Annotated in this window: 23 protein-coding genes; 15 read left to right on the top strand and 8 right to left on the bottom strand. The window is 31.1% G+C overall.

The annotated features are described in order from the left end of the window. Positions 1 to 214 precede the first annotated feature (214 nt). Together dapA and dapB are read left to right on the top strand one after the other, a co-directional pair. Positions 215 to 1,096: a 4-hydroxy-tetrahydrodipicolinate synthase gene (dapA, locus tag CLOCEL_RS09925; RefSeq protein WP_010077054.1), complete on the top strand. Its 882-nt coding sequence runs from the start codon at positions 215 to 217 to the stop codon at positions 1,094 to 1,096. A gap of 11 nt (positions 1,097 to 1,107) precedes the next feature. Then, positions 1,108 to 1,863 (top strand): 4-hydroxy-tetrahydrodipicolinate reductase, encoded by a 756-nt coding sequence (gene dapB, locus CLOCEL_RS09920; RefSeq protein ID WP_010077055.1) that lies wholly within the window; start codon positions 1,108 to 1,110, stop codon positions 1,861 to 1,863. A 61-nt stretch (positions 1,864 to 1,924) separates the two neighbouring features. Here dapB and CLOCEL_RS09915 read toward each other — a convergent pair whose 3' ends face one another. Next, positions 1,925 to 3,085 carry a pyridoxal phosphate-dependent aminotransferase gene (locus CLOCEL_RS09915; protein WP_010077056.1) on the bottom strand — a complete coding sequence of 387 codons (1,161 nt, stop codon included), beginning with the start codon at positions 3,083 to 3,085 and terminating at the stop codon, positions 1,925 to 1,927. A 129-nt stretch (positions 3,086 to 3,214) separates the two neighbouring features. Here CLOCEL_RS09915 and dapD point away from each other — a divergent pair, with 129 nt between their 5' ends. After that, positions 3,215 to 3,925 carry a 2,3,4,5-tetrahydropyridine-2,6-dicarboxylate N-acetyltransferase gene (gene dapD, locus CLOCEL_RS09910; protein ID WP_010077057.1) on the top strand — a complete coding sequence of 237 codons (711 nt, stop codon included), beginning with the start codon at positions 3,215 to 3,217 and terminating at the stop codon, positions 3,923 to 3,925. A gap of 106 nt (positions 3,926 to 4,031) precedes the next feature. Here dapD and CLOCEL_RS09905 read toward each other — a convergent pair whose 3' ends face one another. Both CLOCEL_RS09905 and CLOCEL_RS09900 read right to left on the bottom strand, forming a co-directional pair. Next, positions 4,032 to 4,709, bottom strand: coding sequence for a single-stranded DNA-binding protein (locus CLOCEL_RS09905; protein ID WP_010077058.1), 678 nt, complete (start codon positions 4,707 to 4,709; stop codon positions 4,032 to 4,034). Positions 4,710 to 4,834: 125 nt separating this feature from the next. After that, complete coding sequence (locus CLOCEL_RS09900) at positions 4,835 to 5,605, bottom strand: polysaccharide deacetylase family protein (protein WP_010077059.1); 771 nt, start codon at positions 5,603 to 5,605, stop codon at positions 4,835 to 4,837. Between the two features lie 220 nt (positions 5,606 to 5,825). Between CLOCEL_RS09900 and CLOCEL_RS09895 the strand changes: the two genes are divergently transcribed. Next, the gene (locus CLOCEL_RS09895; RefSeq protein ID WP_010077060.1) at positions 5,826 to 6,356 is read left to right on the top strand and encodes a DUF4364 family protein; all 531 of its coding nucleotides are present in this window, start codon (positions 5,826 to 5,828) and stop codon (positions 6,354 to 6,356) included. On the opposite strand, the gene CLOCEL_RS09890 is transcribed toward CLOCEL_RS09895, so the two are convergent. Then, positions 6,353 to 7,240 carry a YncE family protein gene (locus tag CLOCEL_RS09890; protein ID WP_010077061.1) on the bottom strand — a complete coding sequence of 296 codons (888 nt, stop codon included), beginning with the start codon at positions 7,238 to 7,240 and terminating at the stop codon, positions 6,353 to 6,355. The two genes, CLOCEL_RS09895 and CLOCEL_RS09890, sit on opposite strands and share 4 nt — an antisense overlap. A 236-nt stretch (positions 7,241 to 7,476) precedes the next feature. Between CLOCEL_RS09890 and CLOCEL_RS09885 the strand changes: the two genes are divergently transcribed. The 3 genes from CLOCEL_RS09885 (at position 7,477) to CLOCEL_RS09875 (ending at position 10,284) form a co-directional block, all read left to right on the top strand. Then, positions 7,477 to 7,719: a TIGR03905 family TSCPD domain-containing protein gene (locus CLOCEL_RS09885; protein WP_010077062.1), complete on the top strand. Its 243-nt coding sequence runs from the start codon at positions 7,477 to 7,479 to the stop codon at positions 7,717 to 7,719. Positions 7,720 to 8,035: 316 nt separating this feature from the next. Then, on the top strand, positions 8,036 to 8,842 hold the full coding sequence (locus tag CLOCEL_RS09880) for a CsxC family protein (RefSeq protein ID WP_010077063.1): 807 nt from the start codon (positions 8,036 to 8,038) through the stop codon (positions 8,840 to 8,842). Between the two features lie 203 nt (positions 8,843 to 9,045). Then, on the top strand, positions 9,046 to 10,284 hold the full coding sequence (locus tag CLOCEL_RS09875) for a CsxC family protein (RefSeq protein WP_010077064.1): 1,239 nt from the start codon (positions 9,046 to 9,048) through the stop codon (positions 10,282 to 10,284). A 113-nt stretch (positions 10,285 to 10,397) separates the two neighbouring features. Here the strand turns inward: CLOCEL_RS09875 and CLOCEL_RS09870 are convergent, their stop codons facing one another. Together CLOCEL_RS09870 and CLOCEL_RS09865 are read right to left on the bottom strand one after the other, a co-directional pair. Beyond that, a complete protein-coding gene (locus tag CLOCEL_RS09870; protein ID WP_010077065.1) occupies positions 10,398 to 12,317 on the bottom strand; it encodes a glycosyltransferase in 1,920 nt (639 codons plus the stop codon). 12 nt (positions 12,318 to 12,329) lie between these two features. Then, positions 12,330 to 13,679: a glycosyltransferase family 2 protein gene (locus CLOCEL_RS09865; RefSeq protein WP_010077066.1), complete on the bottom strand. Its 1,350-nt coding sequence runs from the start codon at positions 13,677 to 13,679 to the stop codon at positions 12,330 to 12,332. Positions 13,680 to 13,843: 164 nt separating this feature from the next. On the opposite strand from CLOCEL_RS09865, the gene CLOCEL_RS09860 reads away from it, so the two are divergent. From CLOCEL_RS09860 to CLOCEL_RS09850, 3 genes are read left to right on the top strand one after another with little or no spacing between them, the layout of a single operon-like run. Further along, positions 13,844 to 14,854, top strand: coding sequence for a polysaccharide biosynthesis protein (locus CLOCEL_RS09860; RefSeq protein ID WP_010077067.1), 1,011 nt, complete (start codon positions 13,844 to 13,846; stop codon positions 14,852 to 14,854). Positions 14,855 to 14,866: 12 nt separating this feature from the next. Continuing rightward, positions 14,867 to 15,805: a GDP-mannose 4,6-dehydratase gene (locus CLOCEL_RS09855; protein ID WP_010077068.1), complete on the top strand. Its 939-nt coding sequence runs from the start codon at positions 14,867 to 14,869 to the stop codon at positions 15,803 to 15,805. A gap of 15 nt (positions 15,806 to 15,820) precedes the next feature. Next, complete coding sequence (locus tag CLOCEL_RS09850) at positions 15,821 to 17,242, top strand: metallophosphoesterase family protein (RefSeq protein WP_010077069.1); 1,422 nt, start codon at positions 15,821 to 15,823, stop codon at positions 17,240 to 17,242. Positions 17,243 to 17,304: 62 nt separating this feature from the next. On the opposite strand, the gene CLOCEL_RS09845 is transcribed toward CLOCEL_RS09850, so the two are convergent. Further along, entirely contained in the window at positions 17,305 to 17,988 is a 684-nt protein-coding gene (locus CLOCEL_RS09845; protein WP_010077070.1) for a PIG-L deacetylase family protein, read from the bottom strand. Between the two features lie 205 nt (positions 17,989 to 18,193). Between CLOCEL_RS09845 and CLOCEL_RS09840 the strand changes: the two genes are divergently transcribed. The 5 genes from CLOCEL_RS09840 to CLOCEL_RS09820 are packed head-to-tail and all read left to right on the top strand — an operon-like array spanning position 18,194 to position 21,843. Beyond that, entirely contained in the window at positions 18,194 to 19,162 is a 969-nt protein-coding gene (locus CLOCEL_RS09840; RefSeq protein WP_010077071.1) for an ATP-grasp domain-containing protein, read from the top strand. Positions 19,163 to 19,176: 14 nt separating this feature from the next. Further along, positions 19,177 to 20,343, top strand: coding sequence for a UDP-4-amino-4,6-dideoxy-N-acetyl-beta-L-altrosamine transaminase (gene pseC / locus CLOCEL_RS09835; RefSeq protein WP_010077072.1), 1,167 nt, complete (start codon positions 19,177 to 19,179; stop codon positions 20,341 to 20,343). A 3-nt stretch (positions 20,344 to 20,346) separates the two neighbouring features. After that, entirely contained in the window at positions 20,347 to 20,757 is a 411-nt protein-coding gene (locus CLOCEL_RS09830) for a hypothetical protein (protein WP_010077073.1), read from the top strand. Continuing rightward, the gene (locus tag CLOCEL_RS09825; protein WP_010077074.1) at positions 20,750 to 21,643 is read left to right on the top strand and encodes a glycosyltransferase; all 894 of its coding nucleotides are present in this window, start codon (positions 20,750 to 20,752) and stop codon (positions 21,641 to 21,643) included. The genes CLOCEL_RS09830 and CLOCEL_RS09825 overlap by 8 nt, the downstream gene beginning before the upstream one ends. Before the next feature lie 20 nt (positions 21,644 to 21,663). Then, on the top strand, positions 21,664 to 21,843 hold the full coding sequence (locus CLOCEL_RS09820) for a hypothetical protein (protein WP_010077075.1): 180 nt from the start codon (positions 21,664 to 21,666) through the stop codon (positions 21,841 to 21,843). 123 nt (positions 21,844 to 21,966) lie between these two features. Here CLOCEL_RS09820 and CLOCEL_RS09815 read toward each other — a convergent pair whose 3' ends face one another. Then, complete coding sequence (locus CLOCEL_RS09815; RefSeq protein WP_010077076.1) at positions 21,967 to 22,176, bottom strand: hypothetical protein; 210 nt, start codon at positions 22,174 to 22,176, stop codon at positions 21,967 to 21,969. Positions 22,177 to 22,352 lie beyond the last annotated feature (176 nt).

The raw sequence follows: 22,352 nt of genomic DNA, 5'->3' as shown, positions 1-22,352 counted from the left end.
GATTTTATTTAAAGATTTCCAATTTGGAAATCTTTAATCATCTTAAAATTAGCATACTTGACTATACTTGATATTCTGCATAAGCTCATTAGCATAGGCAGAATATCAAACTATATATCAATAACTTAAAATTTGCCAGAGACTATTCCCTAGTTATTAATTTTTCTTGTTTAAGATGATAGAGGAAACTCAAAATTAAAAAGGAGATGAGTATATGAGTATATTCAATGGTTCTGCAGTAGCTATTATTACGCCTTTCACCGAAAACGGTGTTGACTATAATAAGCTTGAAGAACTTATAGAATTTCATATAACTAATAATACCGATGCTATAGTTGTTTGTGGCACAACTGGTGAAGCTTCAACTATGACGACAAATGAAAGAAAATCTACAATTAAGTTTGTTATAGATAAAGTAAATAAAAGAATACCAGTTATCGCTGGTACAGGTACTAATAACACACAAGCATCAATTGAGATGAGCCAATACGCTGAATCTGTAGGTGCAGATGCTTTATTAGTAATAACCCCTTATTATAATAAAACATCTAGCAAAGGACTTGTTGCTCACTTTAAAGCAGTTGCCCAAAGTGTTAAAACTCCAATAATGCTTTATAATGTTCCATCAAGAACAAACATGATTATTACAACAAGTCATTTATCTGAACTTAAAGATATACCAAATATCGTAGCTATAAAAGAAGCAAATGATAAATTTGATCAAATTGCAGAAATCTTTGCTCAGTACGGTGATAGATTTGATATTTATTCTGGCAATGATAATCAAGTAATTCCTTTACTATCTTTAGGTGGAAAAGGTGTCGTTTCTGTAATTGCAAATATTCTCCCAAAGGAAATGCATGATCTTTGCACTTTATATACTTCTGGTAATTGCAAAGAAGCAGTAAAGATTCAATTAGATATGATTCAATTAATTAAAGCTTTATTTGTTGAACCAAATCCAATCCCAATAAAAACAGCTATGAATTTACTAGGCTATAATGTAGGTAATTTAAGACTACCTTTAACAGACATGGAAGATAAAAACCTTCAATTGTTAAAAACTGCTTTAGTAGATTATGGTTTTAAACTTTAGGAGGTATAAATATGACTAATATTTTATTAATAGGTTGTCTTGGGAAAATGGGCAAAATGGTTACTGAAATTGCAAATCAAAGTAACTATGCAAAAATCGTAGCAGGTGTAGACAGGCTACCAAGTACAGATGGTTCTTTCCCTGTATTTAAATCACTAAAAGATTGTAATGTACCTTTTGATGTTATTATAGATTTTTCTAGACCTGACGCATTAGATGACTTACTTAGCTATTCAAAAGAAAATCTAAAACCTGTAATTTTATGTACTACTGGCTATACAAAAGAGCAAGTGGATTTAATTTCAGAGGCTAGTAAGGTAGCTCCTATCTTTAGATCTGGTAATATGTCAGTAGGAATAAATGTTATTAATAATATTTTAAAGAATATATCTAGCTTCTTATATGGAGATTATGATATTGAAATAATAGAAAAACATCACAATCAAAAGGTTGATGCACCAAGTGGTACTGCCCTTTTACTTGGCGATACTATAAGAGAAGCTATAAAAAGCGAAACTGAATATTGCTTTGGTAGAGAAGGAAATCACAAGAGAGAGCAAAAAGAAATTGGTGTTCATGCTATTCGTGGTGGTACAATTATTGGTGAACATGAAGTTATTTTTGCAGGTAACAACGAAGTAATCGAATTAAAGCATACAGCTTTATCGCGTGAAGTTTTTGCTTCTGGAGCTATAAGAGCTGCTGCATATATGAAAACTAAAACTGTTGGCCTTTTCAACATGGATGATGTAATTAACAATAGATAATTATATAAAGAATAGCTAGTAAGCATGTCGTTAAAACAACTGACATCCCTACTAGCTATTTTTATTTAGCTTTATCAAGTTCACTTATAAATTCTTCTAATCTATCTAAAGAAATTTTTAAGGTTTCCATATCCGCTGCATAAGATAATCTTATGTACTTATCACTCTTTTTACCAAAAGCAATACCTGGAACCATGGCTACCTTTTTTTCCATAAGTAATCTTTCGCAAAATTCTTCACTTGGCATGTTAAACCTTGCTATTGAAGGTAATATATAAAAAGCTCCTTCTGGCTTGTTTACGTCCAGCTTCATATTTATTAACCTTTCATAGACATAGTCCCTTCTTCGCTTAAACTCTTCCCTCATTTTCTTAGCTTCTACAAGGCCTTCATTAAAACCATAATGAGTTCCATATTGAACCACTGAAACTGCACAAGATACCATATACATATGTACTTTTACGATAGCGTCCATAAGCTCTTTTGTAGTACAAATATAACCAAGTCTAAAACCAGTCATAGAAAAGACTTTAGAAAAACCACTTACATATATAATTTTTTCTTTTATATCTTCATATTGAGCAATTGAAAAGTAATCTTCTTTATAGAAAATATCACTATATATTTCGTCAGTGATAACAACCATATCATTAGCTTTTATTATCTTATGTAATTCCTCTATAACACTGATATCAAGGGTAGCACCTGTTGGATTGCTTGGATAGCATAATACCATAGCCTTAGGCTTATGTTCCTTTATAAGAGCTTCTAGTGCCTTTATATCTAATTGAAATTCATCATCTAAAGGATATCTAATTACTTCCACCCCTCTCATTTTACCGCAATTCTCATAAGCAGGATAAGAGATTTCTGGTATTAATAATTTATCTCCAGCATTTAAAATTGTAGTGAATACACAAGTTAATGCTTCACTACCTCCTACGGTTAAGCAAATCTCTTCTTTAGAATAATTTATATTAAATTTTTTTAGGTACTGAGAAATATCTTCTCTTAACTCAATAATTCCTGGATTTGCAGTGTATTCGGTCTTATTTTCATCTATTGCTCTTTTCACACCTTCTTTTATTGATGGTGGTACTGGAAAATCTGGTTGCCCTACTGTCAAAGATAAAGCTCCCTCTACTTCTCTTACTTTATTAAAAAACTTTCTTATTCCAGAAAACTCCATATCCTTTGCATTATCACTAATATATTTACTCATGAGCAGCCTCCTAAATATTATTTTCTTCATCTTAATTGATTTTACCACATTTGTACTTTATAATTAATAAATATGAGATAATAACAAAAAATTTGTTATAAATAAATATTTTTCACAATGGAGGTTCTTATGAATTACGATTTAACTAACCCTTATGAACTAGCACGTTACATAAAAGATGCTAAAAAGACTACACCTGTAAAGGTATATGTAGATGGAAATATAGATGGTGTTGATTTTGGTACCATCGAAAATTTTGGTGCTGATCCATTCCATGTTTTATTTGGAGAAAATGCTGAAATAATGAGCTTTTTAATGGAACATCAAAGCAAAATCAAGAAATTTAAAGTAGAACAAGATAGAAGAAATTCAGCAATCCCTCTTATCGATATGGTTGATATAGATGCTAGAATTGAACCAGGTGCAATTATAAGAGATAGAGTTAAAATTGAGAAAAACGCTGTTATTATGATGGGCGCTGTTATTAACATCGGTGCTGAAATAGGCGAAGGAACAATGGTTGATATGAATGCTGTTGTTGGTGCAAGAGGAAAACTTGGTAAAAGAGTTCACCTTGGCGCAGGAGCTGTTGTTGCTGGAGTATTAGAACCACCAAGCAAGGACCCTTCAGTAATTGAAGATGACGTTTTAGTTGGTGCTAATGCAGTAATCCTTGAAGGTGTTAGAGTTGGTAAAAATTCCGTTGTAGCTGCCGGTTCAGTAGTTACAGAAGATGTACCTGAAGGAGTAGTTGTTGCAGGTTCCCCTGCAAAAATCATCAAATCTGTAGATGATAAAACTAAAGATAAAACTAAACTTATGGAAGATTTAAGAAAATAGTTCCTATGATAATTTTGCACATTTATTAATGCAAAATTCGTAGCTATTAATTTTGCTGATAAAAAACTAAAAAAAGCATGAGCAAATTTTGCTCATGCTTTTTTACTTATATAATTATTAGGTTATCGTCGTCACTTTTTTCAATTTGTTCTTGATCAGTGCCTGTCGCTGTAACTCTTTCCATTTTGGAAATAGAAACTTCATATGCAACCTTTTTTATAACTTCCTCGTCGCTAACCTTTTTTTGATACTCTCTACTCTGAATTCTTCCCCAGACTCTTATGTTATCCCCTACCTCTAGACTTTGACAGAATCTTGAATTTCTACCCCAAGCGATTGTAGGAATATAATCAGATTTATTATATGCCCTGTTAACAGCTAGTAACATATCAGCAATCTCCCTACCAAAAGGAGTTGTTCTATAAACTGGTCTCTTACATATAAATCCATCTAAATAAATTATGTTTGGATTTTTACTCTTTTCTAAGCAGGGTTCAATCTTCCTAGCAAATACTGTTAATACTAATCTGTTTGATCCATCAATGAATTTGTTATAAGATCGTAATTGTCCTTCTACAGTAATATCATTTCCTATTGATAAGTCCAAACCTGTCAATAATCTTTCGGATACTGTAACCGCTAAAGCATCCTTAGCATCACTTAGCCTTGGCACGTCTAGCATAAAGGTATAAAACCCTTCCCCATACATTACGTGACTATAAACCAATTCACTAGTTATGGTCCCTTCTAAATACAATTTGTTGTTGAGCATTATTTCGTCCATCTTAACCCCTCTTCTCTCAGTTCTATATATTTTTTTTTATCTCATATCTCCCAAAACTAAATCTAAGAAATACTTAATAGAAATTCCCCTTTTTTATTATAATACATTTTTTACCTATTATACAACTATTTGATTGAAATTTGTTTGCCTTCATCGCTAATTTTATAATTATTTTTATAAATTAGCTGTGAAATAGTTACAAATTCGTAACCTTCTTTCTTCATTTCTATTATTGAATTCTCCAAAGCTACAGGCGTATCCTTAGCTCCATTATGAAATAAAATAATAGACCCTGACTTTGTTTTACTCACCACCTTTTTAAATGCTTTATCACTGCCAAGATTTTTCCAATCCAAACTATCCACATCCCATTGAATACAATAATGATGCGTATCTTCAATAACAGAGAGGGCAAAATCATTATAGGAACCATTGGGCACCCTAAGAAGCTTCGGTTTTTCCCCTGTAATCGAAGCAATTTTAGCATCACAATCTGCTATCTCACTTATTAAAGTCTCTCTAGTCAAGTTTACAAAATCCTTATGCTTATTTGAATGGTTACCTATTTCATGACCTCTTAAGTATATCTCCTTAGCATCATCATTAAATTCATCGATCCATTTTCCTATAAGAAAAAAAGTTGCCTTTATTTCATATTTATCTAATATATCTAGTATCTGCTTTGTATTTTCCTCTCCCCAAGTGGAATCGAAGGTTAATGCAATCTTTTTATCATTTCTATCAACTGAGTAAATTGGTAGCTTCTTTTTACTGTTTGAAACCTTTAGTACACTTCCACTAAGTATGTACATCGTAGAAAAAATAATTAAAATAAGTGCGGTAATAATAGCAAAAACTGTGATAACCCTCTTTTTCCTAATGATTATTACCTTCATTCATTACCTCCTCTCTCCCATATTTCTAATAAATTTATATTCTTAACAATCCATAGATATGAATATTTTTTTGACAATCTTTAGATAAAATTCTCCTACTATAGGCTTTTTTTATGGTATAATCAACATTATATTATTATTTAGGTGATTTATAGCCTTTAGTAATCTATAAACTTACCTCTATAAATAAGTACTTAATTATTTTTTAAGGAGGAGTAACGTGTTTAATAATGAAATAGACTTAGCTGAAAATAAATTATTACTTCTCTATACACTTAGAGAACTTAAAATACCTGTATCAAGAAAAATCCTTACTGAAATAATTCTTCAAAGTAGTTACCTAAATTATTTTATACTTCAACAGTATATTTCTGAACTTGAAGCTTCTGGCTTCGTGGATAACACTAAGGAAGATAACCAAGCCAAATTAGCTATTAATAAAAGTGGAAGAAAAGTTCTATCTTATTTTGAGAATAGAATTTCACCTGAAACGAAAAAGCTCATAGATGACTTCATACAGAAAAATATAGATAAGATTAAAGAAGAAATAAGTGTTACTGCAGATTACACTATTGAGAATTCATCAAATTATACTGTATCTTTAAAAGCTACAGAGAATAAGATTACTTTGATAGATATCAAGATTTCTGTTGCTACTCAAAAGCAGGCAAAGGATTTATGTAACAACTGGAAGAATAATTCTTCCCAATTGTATAATAACATTATAAATATTCTTACAAAAGATCATTAGGCTAGTATTATTCCATTGGCTTCTCCACCAAGGAATATAGCCTTTTTATTTTCTTCTTTTAATTGAACTTTTAACAATGATTTTGAAAGATGTTCATTTATATATATGTGTTCATTTATTTTAAAGATGTCCTTAGGCATACCACCTACCATTATTCTACCAACCTCTATTTTAGTATTTATATCAATAATTCTTACACTGCCATCACCATAGCATGATACAAATAAGTAATTTTTATAGACCATAATATCTAATGGTAGTTGTCCAACAGGAATTCTCTCAATTATCTGCTTACTCTTCAAAGAAACAATACTTACTATACCATGAGAGTCACCAGTAAAATTACTTTCGCAGACATAAAGAAGATCTCCAACCATAGAAAACCTTACCTTTATTGGATTAGCTCCAACTATGATTTTTAAATAATTTTTCTTATCGTTTACATCCATAATAATAACCTCATCACTTAAAACATTACATATAGCAAGAATTCCTTTTTGTTTGCAGAGTTCTATATATGATGGACAGTTCCCTAAAGGTATGATCTCTACTATTTCCTTATCGATTAAATTAAATTCTACTAATGTATTTGAATCAGCACAAATAATATATGCCTTATCACCAAAGACTTTTACATCACAGCAAGCAGAACCAATGTAATAAGTTTCCATAAGGTGAGGTTTTCTCTTTTGTATAATAGTTATTGAATTATCATATAGATTTGACGCTATTATGCTCTCCTTATAGTCGCATATTGAACAAGGTCCATAAGTTCTATTCTGATTACATAAACTAATCTCATCAACTATCTGTAGCTCATTATAGTCTATAACATGAATAGTATCAGAACTTGTATTAGCTATATACATATTTGCTTTTTTCATCCCTTACTCACCTCCTACTCCATAATATGAAACTCTTAGTATTTAGGTACGTTGACATAAAGAAGTTATTAAAGTATCATTAATTTCGTGTAGATAGATCAATAAATCTTCGACTTATTCATAATTTATTCTTTTGTATTACTTAAACAGTAATGATCTTATTAATGAATAAGAAAAACTTGAGATTACTTACATATCAATGAACTAAATATTTTAAACTTAGGAGGAGAATTTCTATGTATAATTACAAGACTAAGGGAGTATGTTCTACAAATATTTCTTTTGATATAGAAGATGGTAAGGTGAAAAACGTTACATTCACAAGAGGTTGTGAAGGAAATTTGCAAGGTTTATCAGCTTTAGTGGAAGGCATGGAGGTTAATGAAGCTATAAACCGTCTTCATGGAATTAATTGCGGTAGAAGAGGAACTTCATGCCCTGATCAACTTTCAAAGGCTCTAAGAGAGGCTATAGGCTAAAAAGCATTAGTTCTAAAGAGGACAATCCTAAAAACAATAAAATCAAAGCGTGTGTTCCAATGAATAATATTAAGCTAACAATTTGGAATAGCATACTGCCAAAAGAGTAAGGTGTAAAAAGATGCCTTGCTCTTTTTATTGTTTCTATGCTAATACAAATTAAGTTTTAAAAGGAACTTTCCAAGAAAGGACAAACTTATAAAATTTCGCTATAATTAATGAATTTTTTTGTACAATTTGTAGATACGTGCATATCATAACATTAGGTAAAGTTTAAGAACATTATTTTCATTACCTATATTGGAGGGAATATTTAATGAGTGATAATAACGCAATAAATATAGAAAATTCAAACATTTCTGAATGTGCCACCTCTTGTGGTGACCTTAATCGTTGTGCAAAAGTTTCTTCTCAATTCGTACCATTAACTGAAGATTTTACTGTAGCTCCTGCAGTTATTCCTGCTGGACCAGTAGTTCTAAAACTTCCAGTTGTATTAGCAGAAACAAATATAACAATTCCTGTTGAAGCTATTATAACATTAGATAAGAAAGTAATTGAAATTAAAAGAATAAAGAAAAACGTATTTTTAACTCAAGCTCGTCTAATTCCAAATTCAGCTACTGCTGAAAGACCTTATAGTGGAATATTATGTGTATCAGGTTTTGTAAGAAAGAACATTGAATACGCAACTGAAACTTGCAATACACCTGGAACTGTAAACATTTGTGGAGATATAAGACACTGCACAGTTGAAGTACCTTTTGATTTTACTACTAGAGTTTACTTTGCACCAAACAGAGTTCCTATTTTCGAGCCAAATACTACTCCTTATGAAGTTGAATTCTTTACAGATAAATTAAAATCTTGTGATACTTGTGCAGATCCAGTTATTGGACGTAACCCTTGCGACCAAAGCTTTGCATTTACTGAATACTTCAACGAAAAACCTTTTGTTGAATTAGTAAGAGCTGACATTGCTGAAGTTGATATTCACAAACACCCAATTTCTAGCTGCAAAAACCCTGTTGACCAATCTTTCACACAATTAACAGAGAAAATTATAATCAATTTAACACTAAAAGTATTACAAAAACAACAGGTAAGAGTTACAGCTCTATAAAAATTTGAGCTAATAATTTTGAAATTAACTATGTTCTTATAATTTTTAGTTAATTACTAAACACCACTTTACAGACCTAAATCTTATTTATCCAGGTTTGGGTCTGTTTTTAGTCGGATTTTTTACTTTATATGAGCTTTTATCTTTTCAATAAATTTATTATTTTTTAATGAGATTCTTCACTTAAAAGGAGGATAAATATTATGGTTAGAACATACTACTCAAGAGTAAATTATGATGAACAACTAAAAAAACAATATCTAGATGAATTTCTTAAAAGAAAACAGTATTTAGAGAACCTACAAAAAAAACAGTATGAAGAATATCTTAAAAGAAAAGAATATGAGGAACGTCTTAGAAGAAAAAAATATGAAGAATTTATCAAAAGAAAAAAAGCTCTCATGGAATCTGCTAAACAAAGTAGGCTTTTAAATTACTATAAACCAGTATTAAAAAAAGAACCTATTTCTTCTAGTAACCAAGATAAATCTCATAAGGTTCATATCCCTAAAGAACCTAACAATACCAATAACATTAATATTATAAATGCCAATACTAGCACTAATAATACTGCTACTAGTATTAATACTAACATTACTACCAATATTGATACTAATAAACAAAATCAATATATAGAATCTAAATACGAATCCCCAAAAAAGACTTATAAAAGATACCATTACAATAATATTGAGAAAAAACACATAGATAAGAGTAATATTGAACTTTGCGAAACCAAAGTATCTTCAGAAGCACTCCCTCTCCAAGCAAACTTTCCTTATACTTCTGAAGTAACCAAAGGTCCTATAACAGTAAAAATCCCAGTAGTGTTAACAGAGTGTACCATTACTATAACCCTAGAATCTATTATAAAGCTTCAGGATGCTGTATCAGAAATCAAGCAGGTAAGAAAAAACGTCTATTTAGACCAATGCAAGTTCATTCCAAACTCTGAAGCTGTAGAACGTAACACTGGAATACTATTCTTAGGTGGATTTATTAGAAAAAATATAGAATACTCCACTAAGGAATGTACAAATAACGGTTCATTATGTGGGAGAATAAAAGATGCATCAATTGATATTCCATTTAAGTGCACTACCAGAGTAAAATTGAATACCCTACCAAAACTTAAAGAAAATACTTTTGAAGAAGAGGTTGAAATCATACAAAATTGTATTACTAGCTGTGACTTATGTGAAAAAACTCTTATAGGAAAAGATTTTAGAGAAAAAAACTTTAGATTGCTTGAATTCTTTAATGAAAAAATATTCTGTGATTTAATTAGTGCTGAATTTATTGAATCTGACATTCTTGAAAATCCAATAGAAAAAGATTGCACACTTCCTTTGAATCAGACCTTTCATGATATAAAAGAAAAGGCAGTATTATTGATGACAATTAAATTAACTCAAGCTCAAAATGTAGAATTGCCTAAATAGATCCTTGAATATATGAAATTTCTTATGTAAATAGTTTTCTATAATAGTTATTTTTATGGTAGGAGATTACTAAAGCGACCTCCTACCTTTCTAATAAATGTTTCAAAATTAACTTATTTATTCAAGGCTTTTATATAGATATCTACAATTTCATTTACGCACTTATCTATATCAAACATTTTTTCACACCAAACTCTTCCCCATCTACCTATTGATATACGTCTATCCATATCCATTAAAAGATACCTAATATCTCTTACTAAATTTGTAACAGTTGGTTTTTCAAGAGCATCATGGTCTCCAAAGTACATATCCCATTGAATATTTTTTCTACTTTCAGATACAATTCCTATATACCCCTGATTACCTACTGCAATTACAGGCTTTTTACACATCATTCCTTCTAGCGCAACTCTACCTGTTCCAATTATAATGTTGCTGTTACGATAATATGGTATTACATCCACCTTAGCCCCCATCATATGAACAACTTCTTTCTTCGCCATCTCATTAATGACTTGTGCTTCCTTTTCTAAGTTTTCTCTTCCAGGACCATCGCCAATAATAATCAAATGCAAATTACCAAATTCCTCTAAAACCTGTACAAAGCTAAACAATAATACGCGTGCCGCATGAGTCTTATTCCAGTCTAGTCTACTACAATAACACAATACCCCTGCATTCTTGGGTATATTAAGTTCCTTACGTATATCTACTTCCACTGGAGAAGTATTTACATAGTTCTTACTAATTCCATTTGGAATTACAACAACTTTATCTCCGCACTTATCACCAAGTTTATTATGAAGCATTTCTTTAACAGGTTTACTTACAGCAATAATCCTAGTGGCTTCAACGCAAGTAGGATAGAAGATATTATTAGGATAGAATAATCCATGAATGGTAACTACATATGGTATTTTGTACATTCTGTAAATTTCACTTGCAAGCTGCATACTGGCAAACAAATGACAATGAATGATATTTATTTTTTCTTGATCTATAATATCCTTTGCTGCTTTTATCATTCCAAATTTTTTCTTATTCGATATATAATCACTATCTATAGGTATCTTAATAACCTTTATTCCATAAGACTTCATTATGACTTCCATAGGGCCACCCGAAGTCGATATAACTACATAAATCCCCATTTCTATCATTTTTCTAGCAATATTAAGAATGTGAGTTTCTGTTCCACCAATATTTAAAGCGTCTACCATCATCAAAACTCTTAATTTGCTGTTTTCATTTAACTGATTTTCTTTTTCTACCTCTAAATTTAAATTCTTATAAAACTCCTTGTATTTAAAATAATTTCTAATAGAATTATCTTTAAGTAATTTAGCTGTATATTGATCATATTCTTTTTGATTTACAATATGGTAAGCATTTTTATGCCTTCTATAAGAATACAGAATTGTGTTAACCTTTTCCACAGGACTTAATTTGATTAAATCAAGTAATAACTCCATTTGATCATCAAAAGGACCTGCTTTATTCTCTTGAAGAGCTTTGTCCAAAATTTCTTTACGAATCATTAACGTAGGGAATATTATTGGTAAAAAGCCCACAATAATTGATTTTTCTATATCATCATTGCTTTTATAATAATTTTGGATTCTCTCTATAAAAATACACTCTTTCCTTAAAGACTGGTCTCTTGTAAAACAGGAGATAAGGCAAGACACCATACCAAGTTTGGGATTTTCATTTAAATGACTTTGCTGAATATACAAACGAGTAGGTAAACTTATGTCATCGGCATCATGCCTTACGATATACTGTCCTTTAGCTAATTTGTAGCCTTCTGCAAAAGCTGAGGCTATTCCATGATGTTCTTTTAGACCAATTACTTGAATTCTTTTGTCTTGTATTTTAGATATTTTTTCTAGCGTACTATCCTCTGAAGCGTCATCAACAATTATCAATTCCCAATTTGTATAATTCTGTTTAATAATACTTCTAATACTTTCTTCCACGAATTCTTCACAATTATAAACAGGCATTATTACACTAATCAATGGTTTCATAAACTCACCCCCTTATTGGAAATACAAAATCTCTCTAAGATTTTGTACCTTGTATCCATTATTTAAAAGTCTATATATAAATTCAAAATCCCATGCACCTTGCATCAAATTATTGAAACCAGCAGTTTTATGAATCTGATCATATCTTACCATCAAAGTGTTTATATTTACGCAGTTAACATACTCTGTAATATAAGCATCCTCAATTTTATCATCATACCGGATCATCGCTCCTCCTGGTTTGCAGTTTGTACCTACAGCACTGTACATAAAGTTATTCTTTAAAAAGTCCACTTGCTTTTGTATTCTCTCAAAATGACTTCTACCTTTATCATCATGAAAAGCTATATATTCACCTCTTGATAAATAAGCTCCTGCATTATATATCCAAGGAAAATCTACTGATTTTGGAGGTTTAAAATATAACAAATCTTTAATCTTACTATCAAAAGAATAACTTCTATATTGCTTATACCAGTCGTTAACTACTTTCTCAGTACTATCAGTAGAACCGTCGTCCACTACGATAATTTCAATATTTTTATAAGTTTGATCTCCTATGCTCTTTAAAGCATCCTTTATGGTTTTCTCACTGTTTTTAACTGGAACTACTACACTTACAAGGTCATCAACAATTTTTCTCTTTTTAAGCACATCAATATCTTGCTTATGCCTTATTTGGCTGCTCATAGATCCTGTATGCTTTCTTACATAGTGTAACTCCTCTTTTATATTTTCAACAATGAAATCATGATTTACTATATTATTAACGAAAAACATATCATTACCAACAGGTATAGCTTTAAAACATCCGATAATCTCTTCTAAAATGGCAGCACGAAACATTAATGTCCCATAAGCAACACAATGCCTTAGATATTTTTTATAATTTTTCTCTATGTGAGCTGAATTAAAACTTAGCCACCCACTTCCAGGCTTACTCTCTAAAATATTATCTTTAAAGGTCCTAAAACCTGTACCCACCATAGCAGTATCAGGATGTTCATTAAATAGTTTTACTTGCTTCTCAATTTTTTCTGGATAGCTAACATCATCGGCATCATGTATTACAACAAATTCTCCAAAGGACATCTGGAAACCAATATTGTAAGCCCATCCTGCACCAATATTTCTTGGAAGTTTTAAATAAATAAAATTTGAAAATCTATATTTACATTCTTTATACCACGAATTAACAAGCTCTTCTGTGTTATCATCTGAAGCATCATCCATAATAATAAGTTCTATATTGGGATATGTTTGCTTTTCTATTCCCCGAAGAGCATCTACTAGAAAACGACCATAATTATAAGTAGCAATTACAATGCTTACAATTCCTGGCTTCCTATCGCACATTTTCATAATTGCAGCTTCCTCCTCCCCTAGTTTTATTAGCCTATCTTTCTAATGATACTATATGGTTTTCCTTGTATATTGGTGTATAATTATAGGCCAATTTAAAATATTCGCATTACTAGTTATCCCTTCATATAATATAGTACTAACTAATGAGCGAGGGATGAGAAATGTGGCTTAGTGATAAAAAAATTTTAATTACTGGTGGTACAGGCACCATTGGAAAAGCTTTATTAAACAGACTATTGCTATATGATATTAATCATATTTATATATTTAGCCGTGATGAACAAAAACAAGAATCAGACCTTTATTACTTTAAACAAAACCCAAAGGTTTCTTTTATAATTGGTGATATAAGAAATTATGACAGCATAAACTCAGCTCTAAGAGGAGTAGATATAGTTTTTCATACTGCGGCTATGAAAATTGTCGGTATTTGTGAAAATAATCCCTATGAGTCCCTTACAACAAATGTTATAGGCACTGAAAATATAATAAAAAGTGCCACCTTAAATAATGTGGAAAAAGTCATATTTACTAGCAGTGATAAGGCTGCCAATCCTACTACCGTAATGGGTATTGGAAAACTCTACAGCGAGAGGCTTATATCTCAAGCTAATTACCTTATGGGAAATTCAACAATTTTTACAACGGTTCGCTTTGGAAATGTATTTGGTTCTAGAGGCTGTGTCCTCGATTTATTTAAAAAACAAATACAAAAACAAAATTTTCTAACTGTTACCCATCCAGCTATGACTAGATTTATATGTACAATTGATGATGCAGTGGAACTTTTAATAAAAAGCAGTGAAATAGCTATAGGCGGAGAAATAATAATAAAAAAAATGCCAAGCATTAAAATAGTTGATCTTGCTGAAGTATTAATAGAGTACTTAGCTCCAAAATACTCAAAAGATCCAAAAAATATTGGAATAAAAATCACAAAAAAACAAGCCTCTGAAAAACTTTTTGAGGAACTTGTTACAACTCACGAAGCAGAAAGAGCATTTGAATTTGATGAATATTACTCTATACTTCCTACAATTATCTCAGATAGACAAAATATTTTTAATTTATCAAAAGGTAAACCAGTATTAGGAGAAATATCATCTGATAATGATGTTCATCTTACAAAAGATGAACTTTTAGCTTTTCTTATTAAAAGCCAATTAATATAAAGGTGGGATAATATGAATATACTTGTAACTGGAGGTGCAGGGTTTATAGGAAGGTGGGTAGTTAAACGTCTTACTGAGGATAACCATAATATCTGGATACTAGATAACCTTGCCAATAGTTCAATAGATAATATAAAAGATTTGCAGTTTAATTATCCTAACATTACCTTCATAGAAGGAAGTATTATGGATACCAATCTTCTTGAAACTCTTTTTATAAATAAATTTGATATATGCTATCATCTTGCAGCTTCGATTAATGTCCAAGATAGTATAGATGACCCAAAAACAACTTTTGAAAATGATGTAATAGGAACCTTTAATGTTCTACAGCAGTGCAAAATAAATAACACAAAATTTGTATATATGAGTACTTGCATGGTATACAGTAAAGCATTAAATATAGAAGGTATTTCTGAGAGTCACCCTACTTGTCCAGCATCTCCATATGCAGCAGCTAAATTAGCTGGAGAAAATTTAGCCTTGTCCTATTACTATGCTTATGGTCTTCCAACAACAGTTCTTAGGCCTTTTAATACCTATGGTCCTTATCAAAAACAAAATAGTGAAGGCGGGGTAATTTCAATCTTTATTGATAAAAAACTAATGAATAAGCCACTAGCTATATATGGCGATGGTAAGCAGACAAGAGACTTTTTATATGTAACAGATTGTGCTGATTTCGTAGTCGAAGCCGGCTATTCTGAAAAGACAAATGGCAAAATAGTAAACGCTGGTAGTGGCGTTGACATTTCAATAACAGAACTAGCAAAGACTATAGCTGGTGAAACAGGAACTATTAAATATGTAACTCACATTCACCCACAAAGTGAAATTCAAAAATTGTTATGTGATTCTCGTTATAGTAAGAAAATTCTAGGCTGGAGTCCTAAAGTATCTCTAGTGGAAGGTATATCAAAAACTGAAGAGTTCTTAAGAACTCAACTATAATTGGAGGTGATGTATATGGAGTCAAGTTTTCGTATTGTAGTATTAGCTGATAGCAGCAGACCTTCTGTAGCAATAAACATTCCAATGCTCCGTACTCTACTTTCTAATATTAAGGGGATGTCACTTCAACCAAATTTAATATTTTTTGTTGGAGACATGGTATACGGTGGTTCTAAAGTAAATGAACAATTAGAGGAATGGAAAAGGATTTTTCAAGAATATTATCCTCTTAGTATGCTCTATCCTGTATTAGGAAGTCATGAAAACAATGAAGCTGCTTTTAGTAATGCATTTCCTTACCTTCCTAATGAACAATTACAAAGCTATCAAAGAAGTGTTTACTACGTTGATTATGATAATACTCGCTTTATCATTTTAAACTCAGATAGAACAGCTAAAAACTACAGCTATACCATTAGAGCAGAGCAACGAGAGTGGTTAAGAAACCTCCTTGCTGGCAGTGATAAAAAATATCACTTTGTATTTTTCCATGTTCCTGCTTTCCCTACAGGACATCATTATGGTGAAAGCTTAGATGGTAGTCCAGCTGATCGTAATGCTTTATGGTCCATTCTTGATGAGTATAAAGTAACAGCAGTGTTTGTAGGTCATGAACACAATTATTGCCGCCGTCTTATAGATAAAACTTTTTCTACTAATGATTTCCCAATAAAAAATTCTATCTATCAAATAACTACTGGCGGAGCAGGTTCTTCACTAAATGCACACATTACTAATGCAGAAAATGCCATAATTGGTCCTCTTGGACTATACCATTATTGCGTTTTAGACATAAAGAATAGTGGAGTTTCTATGCAAGTATACGATAAGGAAAACAACCTTATTGATAGTTGTTCTATATATCCATCTACTGTAGACCATGCTCCTGATACTATGACAGATATATTAATTCCTCTTGGTGCATCATGGAAGTATTTTGATAAGGGTTCTGACCTTAAGACCTCCTGGAGAGAGCTTAATTTTCACGATTCTTCATGGCCTTCTGGACTTGCAGAACTAGGTTATGGAGATGGAGGTGAGTCTACAGTTATAAGTTATGGCCCTAATGTTTATAAAAAATATATAACAACCTATTTTAGAAAACATTTTACTATTGGTAATACCTCAATATATAAAAGTTTGATACTTCGAATCCGAAAGGATGATGGAGCTGTTGTATATCTAAATGGTAAAGAGGTGTATAGAACTAACATGCCATCTGGTACAATTGAATACAATACTTTAGCCCTCAACGCTTTAGATGGAATAGATGAAATTTCTCTTGAAAAAGCTATAATCGACACAAGCTATCTTAAAAACGGAGATAACGTAATAGCTGTAGAAATTCATCAAGTAAGCCCTTCTAGTTCTGATATAAGTTTTGATTTTCAACTTATTGGGGATAAACAACAGTCCACTCCTAAAGTTCTACAGTGAAAATATAGAAAGCACGGAAGATATACATTAATAATTTCTTCCGTGTTTAAAAATATCTTAAATTAAATAACTATCTTTCTTATTAATTCAAAAGCTTCCGCGTAACTGCAGCCAACTACTATACCCCATCTTTTAGCAGCCACCTCTAATCCCTCTAAAGAGCGAGGATGAGGATATCTACGCAATTCTGATTTATAACATTTCATAGCTTCCATTTTATCCTTTATTGTTCTTTCGATATTAACAAAATAATTAGGATTAAACCTATCTTTATTTAGAAAATTCCATTCTGTAGCGGAAAAAGTTTCAAAGCAGTATATTTCTCTAACTGGACAATCCTCCATTGGTCTTGTAGCTGTTTCAACTGCTTCAAAGGTTATTTGATGGTCAATATTTAAATCTCCATAATGATGTGTAAAAATAATAGAAGGTTTAATTTGAGATACATATTTTTCAACTAATTTAACTATGTTAAGTAGCCCCTCTTGGTCGAAACTGTTATCGGTAAACTTACAAAAGAAAGTATCTTTATATCCTATAAGTTTATTTGCTAATAAACTATCTTGATGTCTTTCCTCAATTTCTTTGTCTACCTGGCAGTTGATATTATCGTGCCTAGAAGTAGTACCATCAGATAAAATCAATGAATAAACTTCATTCCCCTCATTAATCAATCTTCTAATCGTACCACCACAACCTAAAATTTCATCATCAGGATGAGCTGCTATTACTAAAATCTTTTCCATTACAACTGCCCCCTTACCCTTAGATTCCCAAAATAACAAATTAAATATATCTGTTTCAATTATAAAATTAGTCTATGCACACTAAATTTATTCAGTTACATATACTAATTATTGTGAGTAATATAACTCCAGTTGTATTATCCAGAACTAATTTTTCAGTGTAATTGACTCTGTGGCTTTTACACCTATAAAGGAAGGATTTATTATGACTGAATACAATGTTTTAGTTACCTCTATTGGAGGTGATTTAGGTCAAGCTGTATGCAAAGCCTTGCGTGGCTCAAACTATAACATAAAAGTCTGGGGAACAGATTGCAATAACTATCCACTTCACCCTCTATTTTGTGATAGCTTTCACGTTATACCTAAGGCTGAAAATACATTATTTACAGAATGGATAAATAAATTTGCTTTTTATGAATCAATTGATTTGATTTATCTTTGTAGTGAACCAGAGCTTTTTTATATATGCGACAATTACCATGAACTAGATGATAATCTTAAATGCCGTATGGCTATACCCTCACTTGAAGTAATCAATCTTTGCAGAGATAAATATAAGACAATGGAATTTTTAAAAAATAACAACTTTCCTTCCCCACATTCAGTGGTATACGATAATACCATTTCACAAAATAAGTTATTAAAGAATTTTAAATATCCTTTTGTATTAAAAAAGATTTGTGATTGTGGTTCGAAGAATCTTCACATAATTCAAGACCCAAAAGAATTAAATAACATTAACAATCTAGACAATAGCTATATGATCCAAGAGTATATTTCTGGGATTGAGTATACAAACGGAGTATATAGAGATTCTTTTACAAATGAAATACATGTAATTACCCTTGAAAGAACCTTAAAAGATGGCAGAAGTGATACTGTAAAGGTGATTTTTGATAAAGAAATAGATGATTTATGCAAAAATGTCGCACTAAAGCTAAATATAAGTAACTCCATAAATATTCAATTAAGAAAACAAAAAAATTCCCCGCCTTATATTTTTGAAATTAATCCAAGATACTCTAGCACAGCTTTTATGAGAGCGACCTTTGGCTTTAACGACGTTATATATGCTTTTGAAAATATTGTTCTTAAAAAAGCTATTACACCACCAATTATAAAAACTGGTGAAGCTTATAGGTATCTAACAGAGTATTATAAGTTCTATTAAAGAAGGTGAAAATATTGAAGCATCCATATATACCTTATGGACGTCAATGTATCGATGAAGAAGATATTCAAGCAGTAGTTGAAGTATTAAAAAGTGATTATCTAACCACTGGGCCCAAGATCCAAGAATTCGAAGAAAAAGTTGCAGCTTATGTAGGCTGTAAATATACTGTTGCCATAGCCAATGGAACTGCCGCCCTTCATGCTGCCTGCTATGCTGCTGATATTAATACAGGTGATGAAGTCATTACTACTCCCTTAACATTTGCAGCTACCTCCAACAGCATCCTTTATCTTGGAGGAAAGCCTATATTTGCTGATATCAACGCAGATACTTATAATATAGATCCTCAAGAAATAGAAAAGAAAATTACAAACAAAACAAAAGCACTTATAGCAGTAGATTTTGCAGGTCAACCAGCAGAATTATTTAAAATAAAAGCACTAGCAGAAAAGCACGATTTAATTTTTATTGAAGATGCAGCTCATAGTCTTGGTGCTGAAATAATGGATTCAAAAAAAACTTGGCACAAGGTTGGAAGTATAGCTGATATGACCACCTTCTCCTTCCATCCTGTAAAACACATTACAACTGCCGAAGGAGGAATGATTTGTACAAATAATCCTAAACTCTATGAAAAACTCCTGCTCTTTAGAAGTCACGGTATCACCCGCTCCCCAAAGCTTCTTATGGATAAAACTCATGGAACTTGGTTTTATGAACAACAACTTTTAGGTTACAATTACCGCTTAAGTGATATTCAGGCTGCCTTAGGAATTTCACAGCTAAAAAAACTGGATACTTTTATTAAAAGAAGGCGTGAAATAGCAACCATCTATAATAAAGCTTTTTCAGAAAATTCTTTTAGAGATAAAGTTACTATTCCTTTTCAAATAGAAAATTCAAAATCCTCCTATCATATATATATCTTAAAATTGAAGCCTTCATCTATAGGGAAAAACAGAAATGAGATATTTAATAAACTTTCAAACTTAAACCTTGGAGTAAATGTTCACTATATTCCAGTTTATTATCATCCATATTATCAATCACTAGGCTATTCAAAAGGAATTTGTCCAATTACAGAAAAAATATATGAGGACATTATCACAATTCCTCTTTATCCCGGCATGTCCGATGAAGACGTGGATTATGTAATAAAAAGTATAAAGGAAGTGTAAGGTATGGATTATCAAATAAACCGTTTTATTATTGATGTTCCTAAAGGCTATGAAAAATCAAGTACTGATCAATTAGACATGGATTTTTTCTTACAACATGACTATAGAAAAGTAATACTTGGAACAGTTCGTTTTCCTGATGGAAAACCCGCACCTTGCTCTGTAGTTAAGTTTTTTAAATTAAGGAGTGCTACGGCTGACCCTGAAACCTCCTCCAATTTAGAACCTTTAGGTCATGCAATAACCGATGAAAATGGCCAATTTCTTTTAGGTCCTGTGTATCCTGGAGATAAAATTATATTAAAAATACTCTATCTAGATTGCTTTATAAATAAAGCTTCAATACAAACCATAAAAGGTACTCATTGTCCAGAAGATTACAATGAAGACTATGATAATTTAAACTATGAATAATTCAAAATTGACTAAAACATCGATTATTATCCCCTGTAAAAATGAAGGAATTTATGTTAAACAGACTATAGAGTTTTTATATAGAACTGAAGCTAAGTATATATCAACTATAATCGTCATTAATGATAACTCTAACGATAATTGTTGTGAATTTTTGAAAAATCCTTTTAACAAATTTTCAAAGGTAAAATTGATAGAAACTACTGGCATAGGAGCAGCCGCAGCAAGAAATCTTGGGGCAACCTTTGCAGAAAACTCAGAAATATTAGTTTTCTGTGATGCTCATATTACAATGAACCAAAATTGGCTTAATATTCTTTTATCTGCCTTTAATGATAAAAATGTAAGTGTAATTTGCCCAGGTATCGGCCATTTTTCTCCTGCTAGTCCTGCAGGCTATGGTCAAAGCTTTAATGAGAGCTTTGAAACATATTGGCTAAAAAAGCCACTGAATATAAAAGAAGTTCCACTAGTTCCTGGTGGTTGCATGGCTATAAAAAAAGAAACCTTTGATGCAGTAGACGGCTTTGATCGAGGTTTCCATAGTTGGGGCTTTGAAGATGTAGAACTTTCTATAAAACTCTGGCTTTTCGGATATAAAATTTTTGTACATCCTGCTGTTAAAGTTGGACACAAATTTAGAAAAATACAACCCTATGATGTTGACCTAACGGAATTCCATTACAATAAATTACGTATGGCATTTAGTCATTTTAATAAGGAAAGAATCAATAAAATAGTTAGTTCCCTTCATAATTGCTCTAATTTTAAAGCTATTTTAGATAAAATAACTTTAAGTGATACTTATAATCAACGTATAGCTTACTTTAAACGTCGTCTATATGATGATAATTGGTTCTTCGATAAATTTAATATACCCTTCTAAAATAATTTGGGGGTGAAACATTGAAAAATTCAGCGCTTGAACTTCCTAGTAACAATGCTTCTATAGAAGCTACTATAAAAAATATATATATAATAAATGGCTCAAAAACTGAAGAAATCAACAATTGTAAACTAATAATTTCCAATTATGACAATAGTTTAATTGAACTAGTTATTATTATATCTATACCAACAAATTAATATAAAATTATATACTATTAATAACTAAATAACACAAATAGGGTAGCTATTAGTCTTTTCAAACAGCTACCTTACTTCTTCTTTCGTTTCTTTTTCTCCCCCTAATTAATAAAATTTCACCCCTTAAAATCCTTTCAGTTTTCTATTTAAAAGAAATATATTTTCAACCTCAGTACCATTTTCATCATAATATTTTACCTCTGCCCCAGCTATATAGCCTATAGTATTTCTATCAAGGACACTCCCTTGAATCTCTAATAGCTTTTTCTCTTCCATTGGCAATTCTACTACCTTTGTTTCACCATCTCGATCTGCAACGATTTTTACTTTCATTTTTCACCCTGTATAATGAAAATCTCTAACAAATCATTATACCTTTTCCTTTCTAAGTTATTTTCCACTTTTTTATCTAGATTATAGTCTTTTTATAACCTAATTGTGTGCATTTTTAATTATAATAATTCTGTTTAATCTCAAAATAAAACAGGTATTACTTCAAAATACTTTAG

The organism is Clostridium cellulovorans 743B, from assembly GCF_000145275.1.
In the GTDB taxonomy this organism is placed as follows: domain Bacteria; phylum Bacillota; class Clostridia; order Clostridiales; family Clostridiaceae; genus Clostridium_K; species Clostridium_K cellulovorans.
The sequence above is the reverse complement of the archived record's forward strand: the minus strand, read 5'-3'. Positions and strand labels throughout refer to the sequence as shown.

Coding starts and splice junctions, on each gene's coding strand:
- CLOCEL_RS09900 (WP_010077059.1), bottom strand. CDS start 5,605: ATGAAGGTAATAATCATTAGGAAAAAGAGGGTTATCACAGTTTTTGCT.
- CLOCEL_RS09870 (WP_010077065.1), bottom strand. CDS start 12,317: ATGAAACCATTGATTAGTGTAATAATGCCTGTTTATAATTGTGAAGAA.
- CLOCEL_RS09850 (WP_010077069.1), top strand. CDS start 15,821: ATGGAGTCAAGTTTTCGTATTGTAGTATTAGCTGATAGCAGCAGACCT.
- CLOCEL_RS09865 (WP_010077066.1), bottom strand. CDS start 13,679: ATGAAAATGTGCGATAGGAAGCCAGGAATTGTAAGCATTGTAATTGCT.
- CLOCEL_RS09845 (WP_010077070.1), bottom strand. CDS start 17,988: ATGGAAAAGATTTTAGTAATAGCAGCTCATCCTGATGATGAAATTTTA.
- CLOCEL_RS09890 (WP_010077061.1), bottom strand. CDS start 7,240: ATGAAAAAAGCAAATATGTATATAGCTAATACAAGTTCTGATACTATT.
- CLOCEL_RS09860 (WP_010077067.1), top strand. CDS start 13,844: ATGTGGCTTAGTGATAAAAAAATTTTAATTACTGGTGGTACAGGCACC.
- CLOCEL_RS09880 (WP_010077063.1), top strand. CDS start 8,036: ATGAGTGATAATAACGCAATAAATATAGAAAATTCAAACATTTCTGAA.
- CLOCEL_RS09885 (WP_010077062.1), top strand. CDS start 7,477: ATGTATAATTACAAGACTAAGGGAGTATGTTCTACAAATATTTCTTTT.
- CLOCEL_RS09855 (WP_010077068.1), top strand. CDS start 14,867: ATGAATATACTTGTAACTGGAGGTGCAGGGTTTATAGGAAGGTGGGTA.
- CLOCEL_RS09875 (WP_010077064.1), top strand. CDS start 9,046: ATGGTTAGAACATACTACTCAAGAGTAAATTATGATGAACAACTAAAA.
- dapA (WP_010077054.1), top strand. CDS start 215: ATGAGTATATTCAATGGTTCTGCAGTAGCTATTATTACGCCTTTCACC.
- CLOCEL_RS09915 (WP_010077056.1), bottom strand. CDS start 3,085: ATGAGTAAATATATTAGTGATAATGCAAAGGATATGGAGTTTTCTGGA.
- CLOCEL_RS09830 (WP_010077073.1), top strand. CDS start 20,347: ATGGATTATCAAATAAACCGTTTTATTATTGATGTTCCTAAAGGCTAT.
- dapB (WP_010077055.1), top strand. CDS start 1,108: ATGACTAATATTTTATTAATAGGTTGTCTTGGGAAAATGGGCAAAATG.
- CLOCEL_RS09840 (WP_010077071.1), top strand. CDS start 18,194: ATGACTGAATACAATGTTTTAGTTACCTCTATTGGAGGTGATTTAGGT.
- CLOCEL_RS09815 (WP_010077076.1), bottom strand. CDS start 22,176: ATGAAAGTAAAAATCGTTGCAGATCGAGATGGTGAAACAAAGGTAGTA.
- CLOCEL_RS09825 (WP_010077074.1), top strand. CDS start 20,750: ATGAATAATTCAAAATTGACTAAAACATCGATTATTATCCCCTGTAAA.
- dapD (WP_010077057.1), top strand. CDS start 3,215: ATGAATTACGATTTAACTAACCCTTATGAACTAGCACGTTACATAAAA.
- CLOCEL_RS09905 (WP_010077058.1), bottom strand. CDS start 4,709: ATGGACGAAATAATGCTCAACAACAAATTGTATTTAGAAGGGACCATA.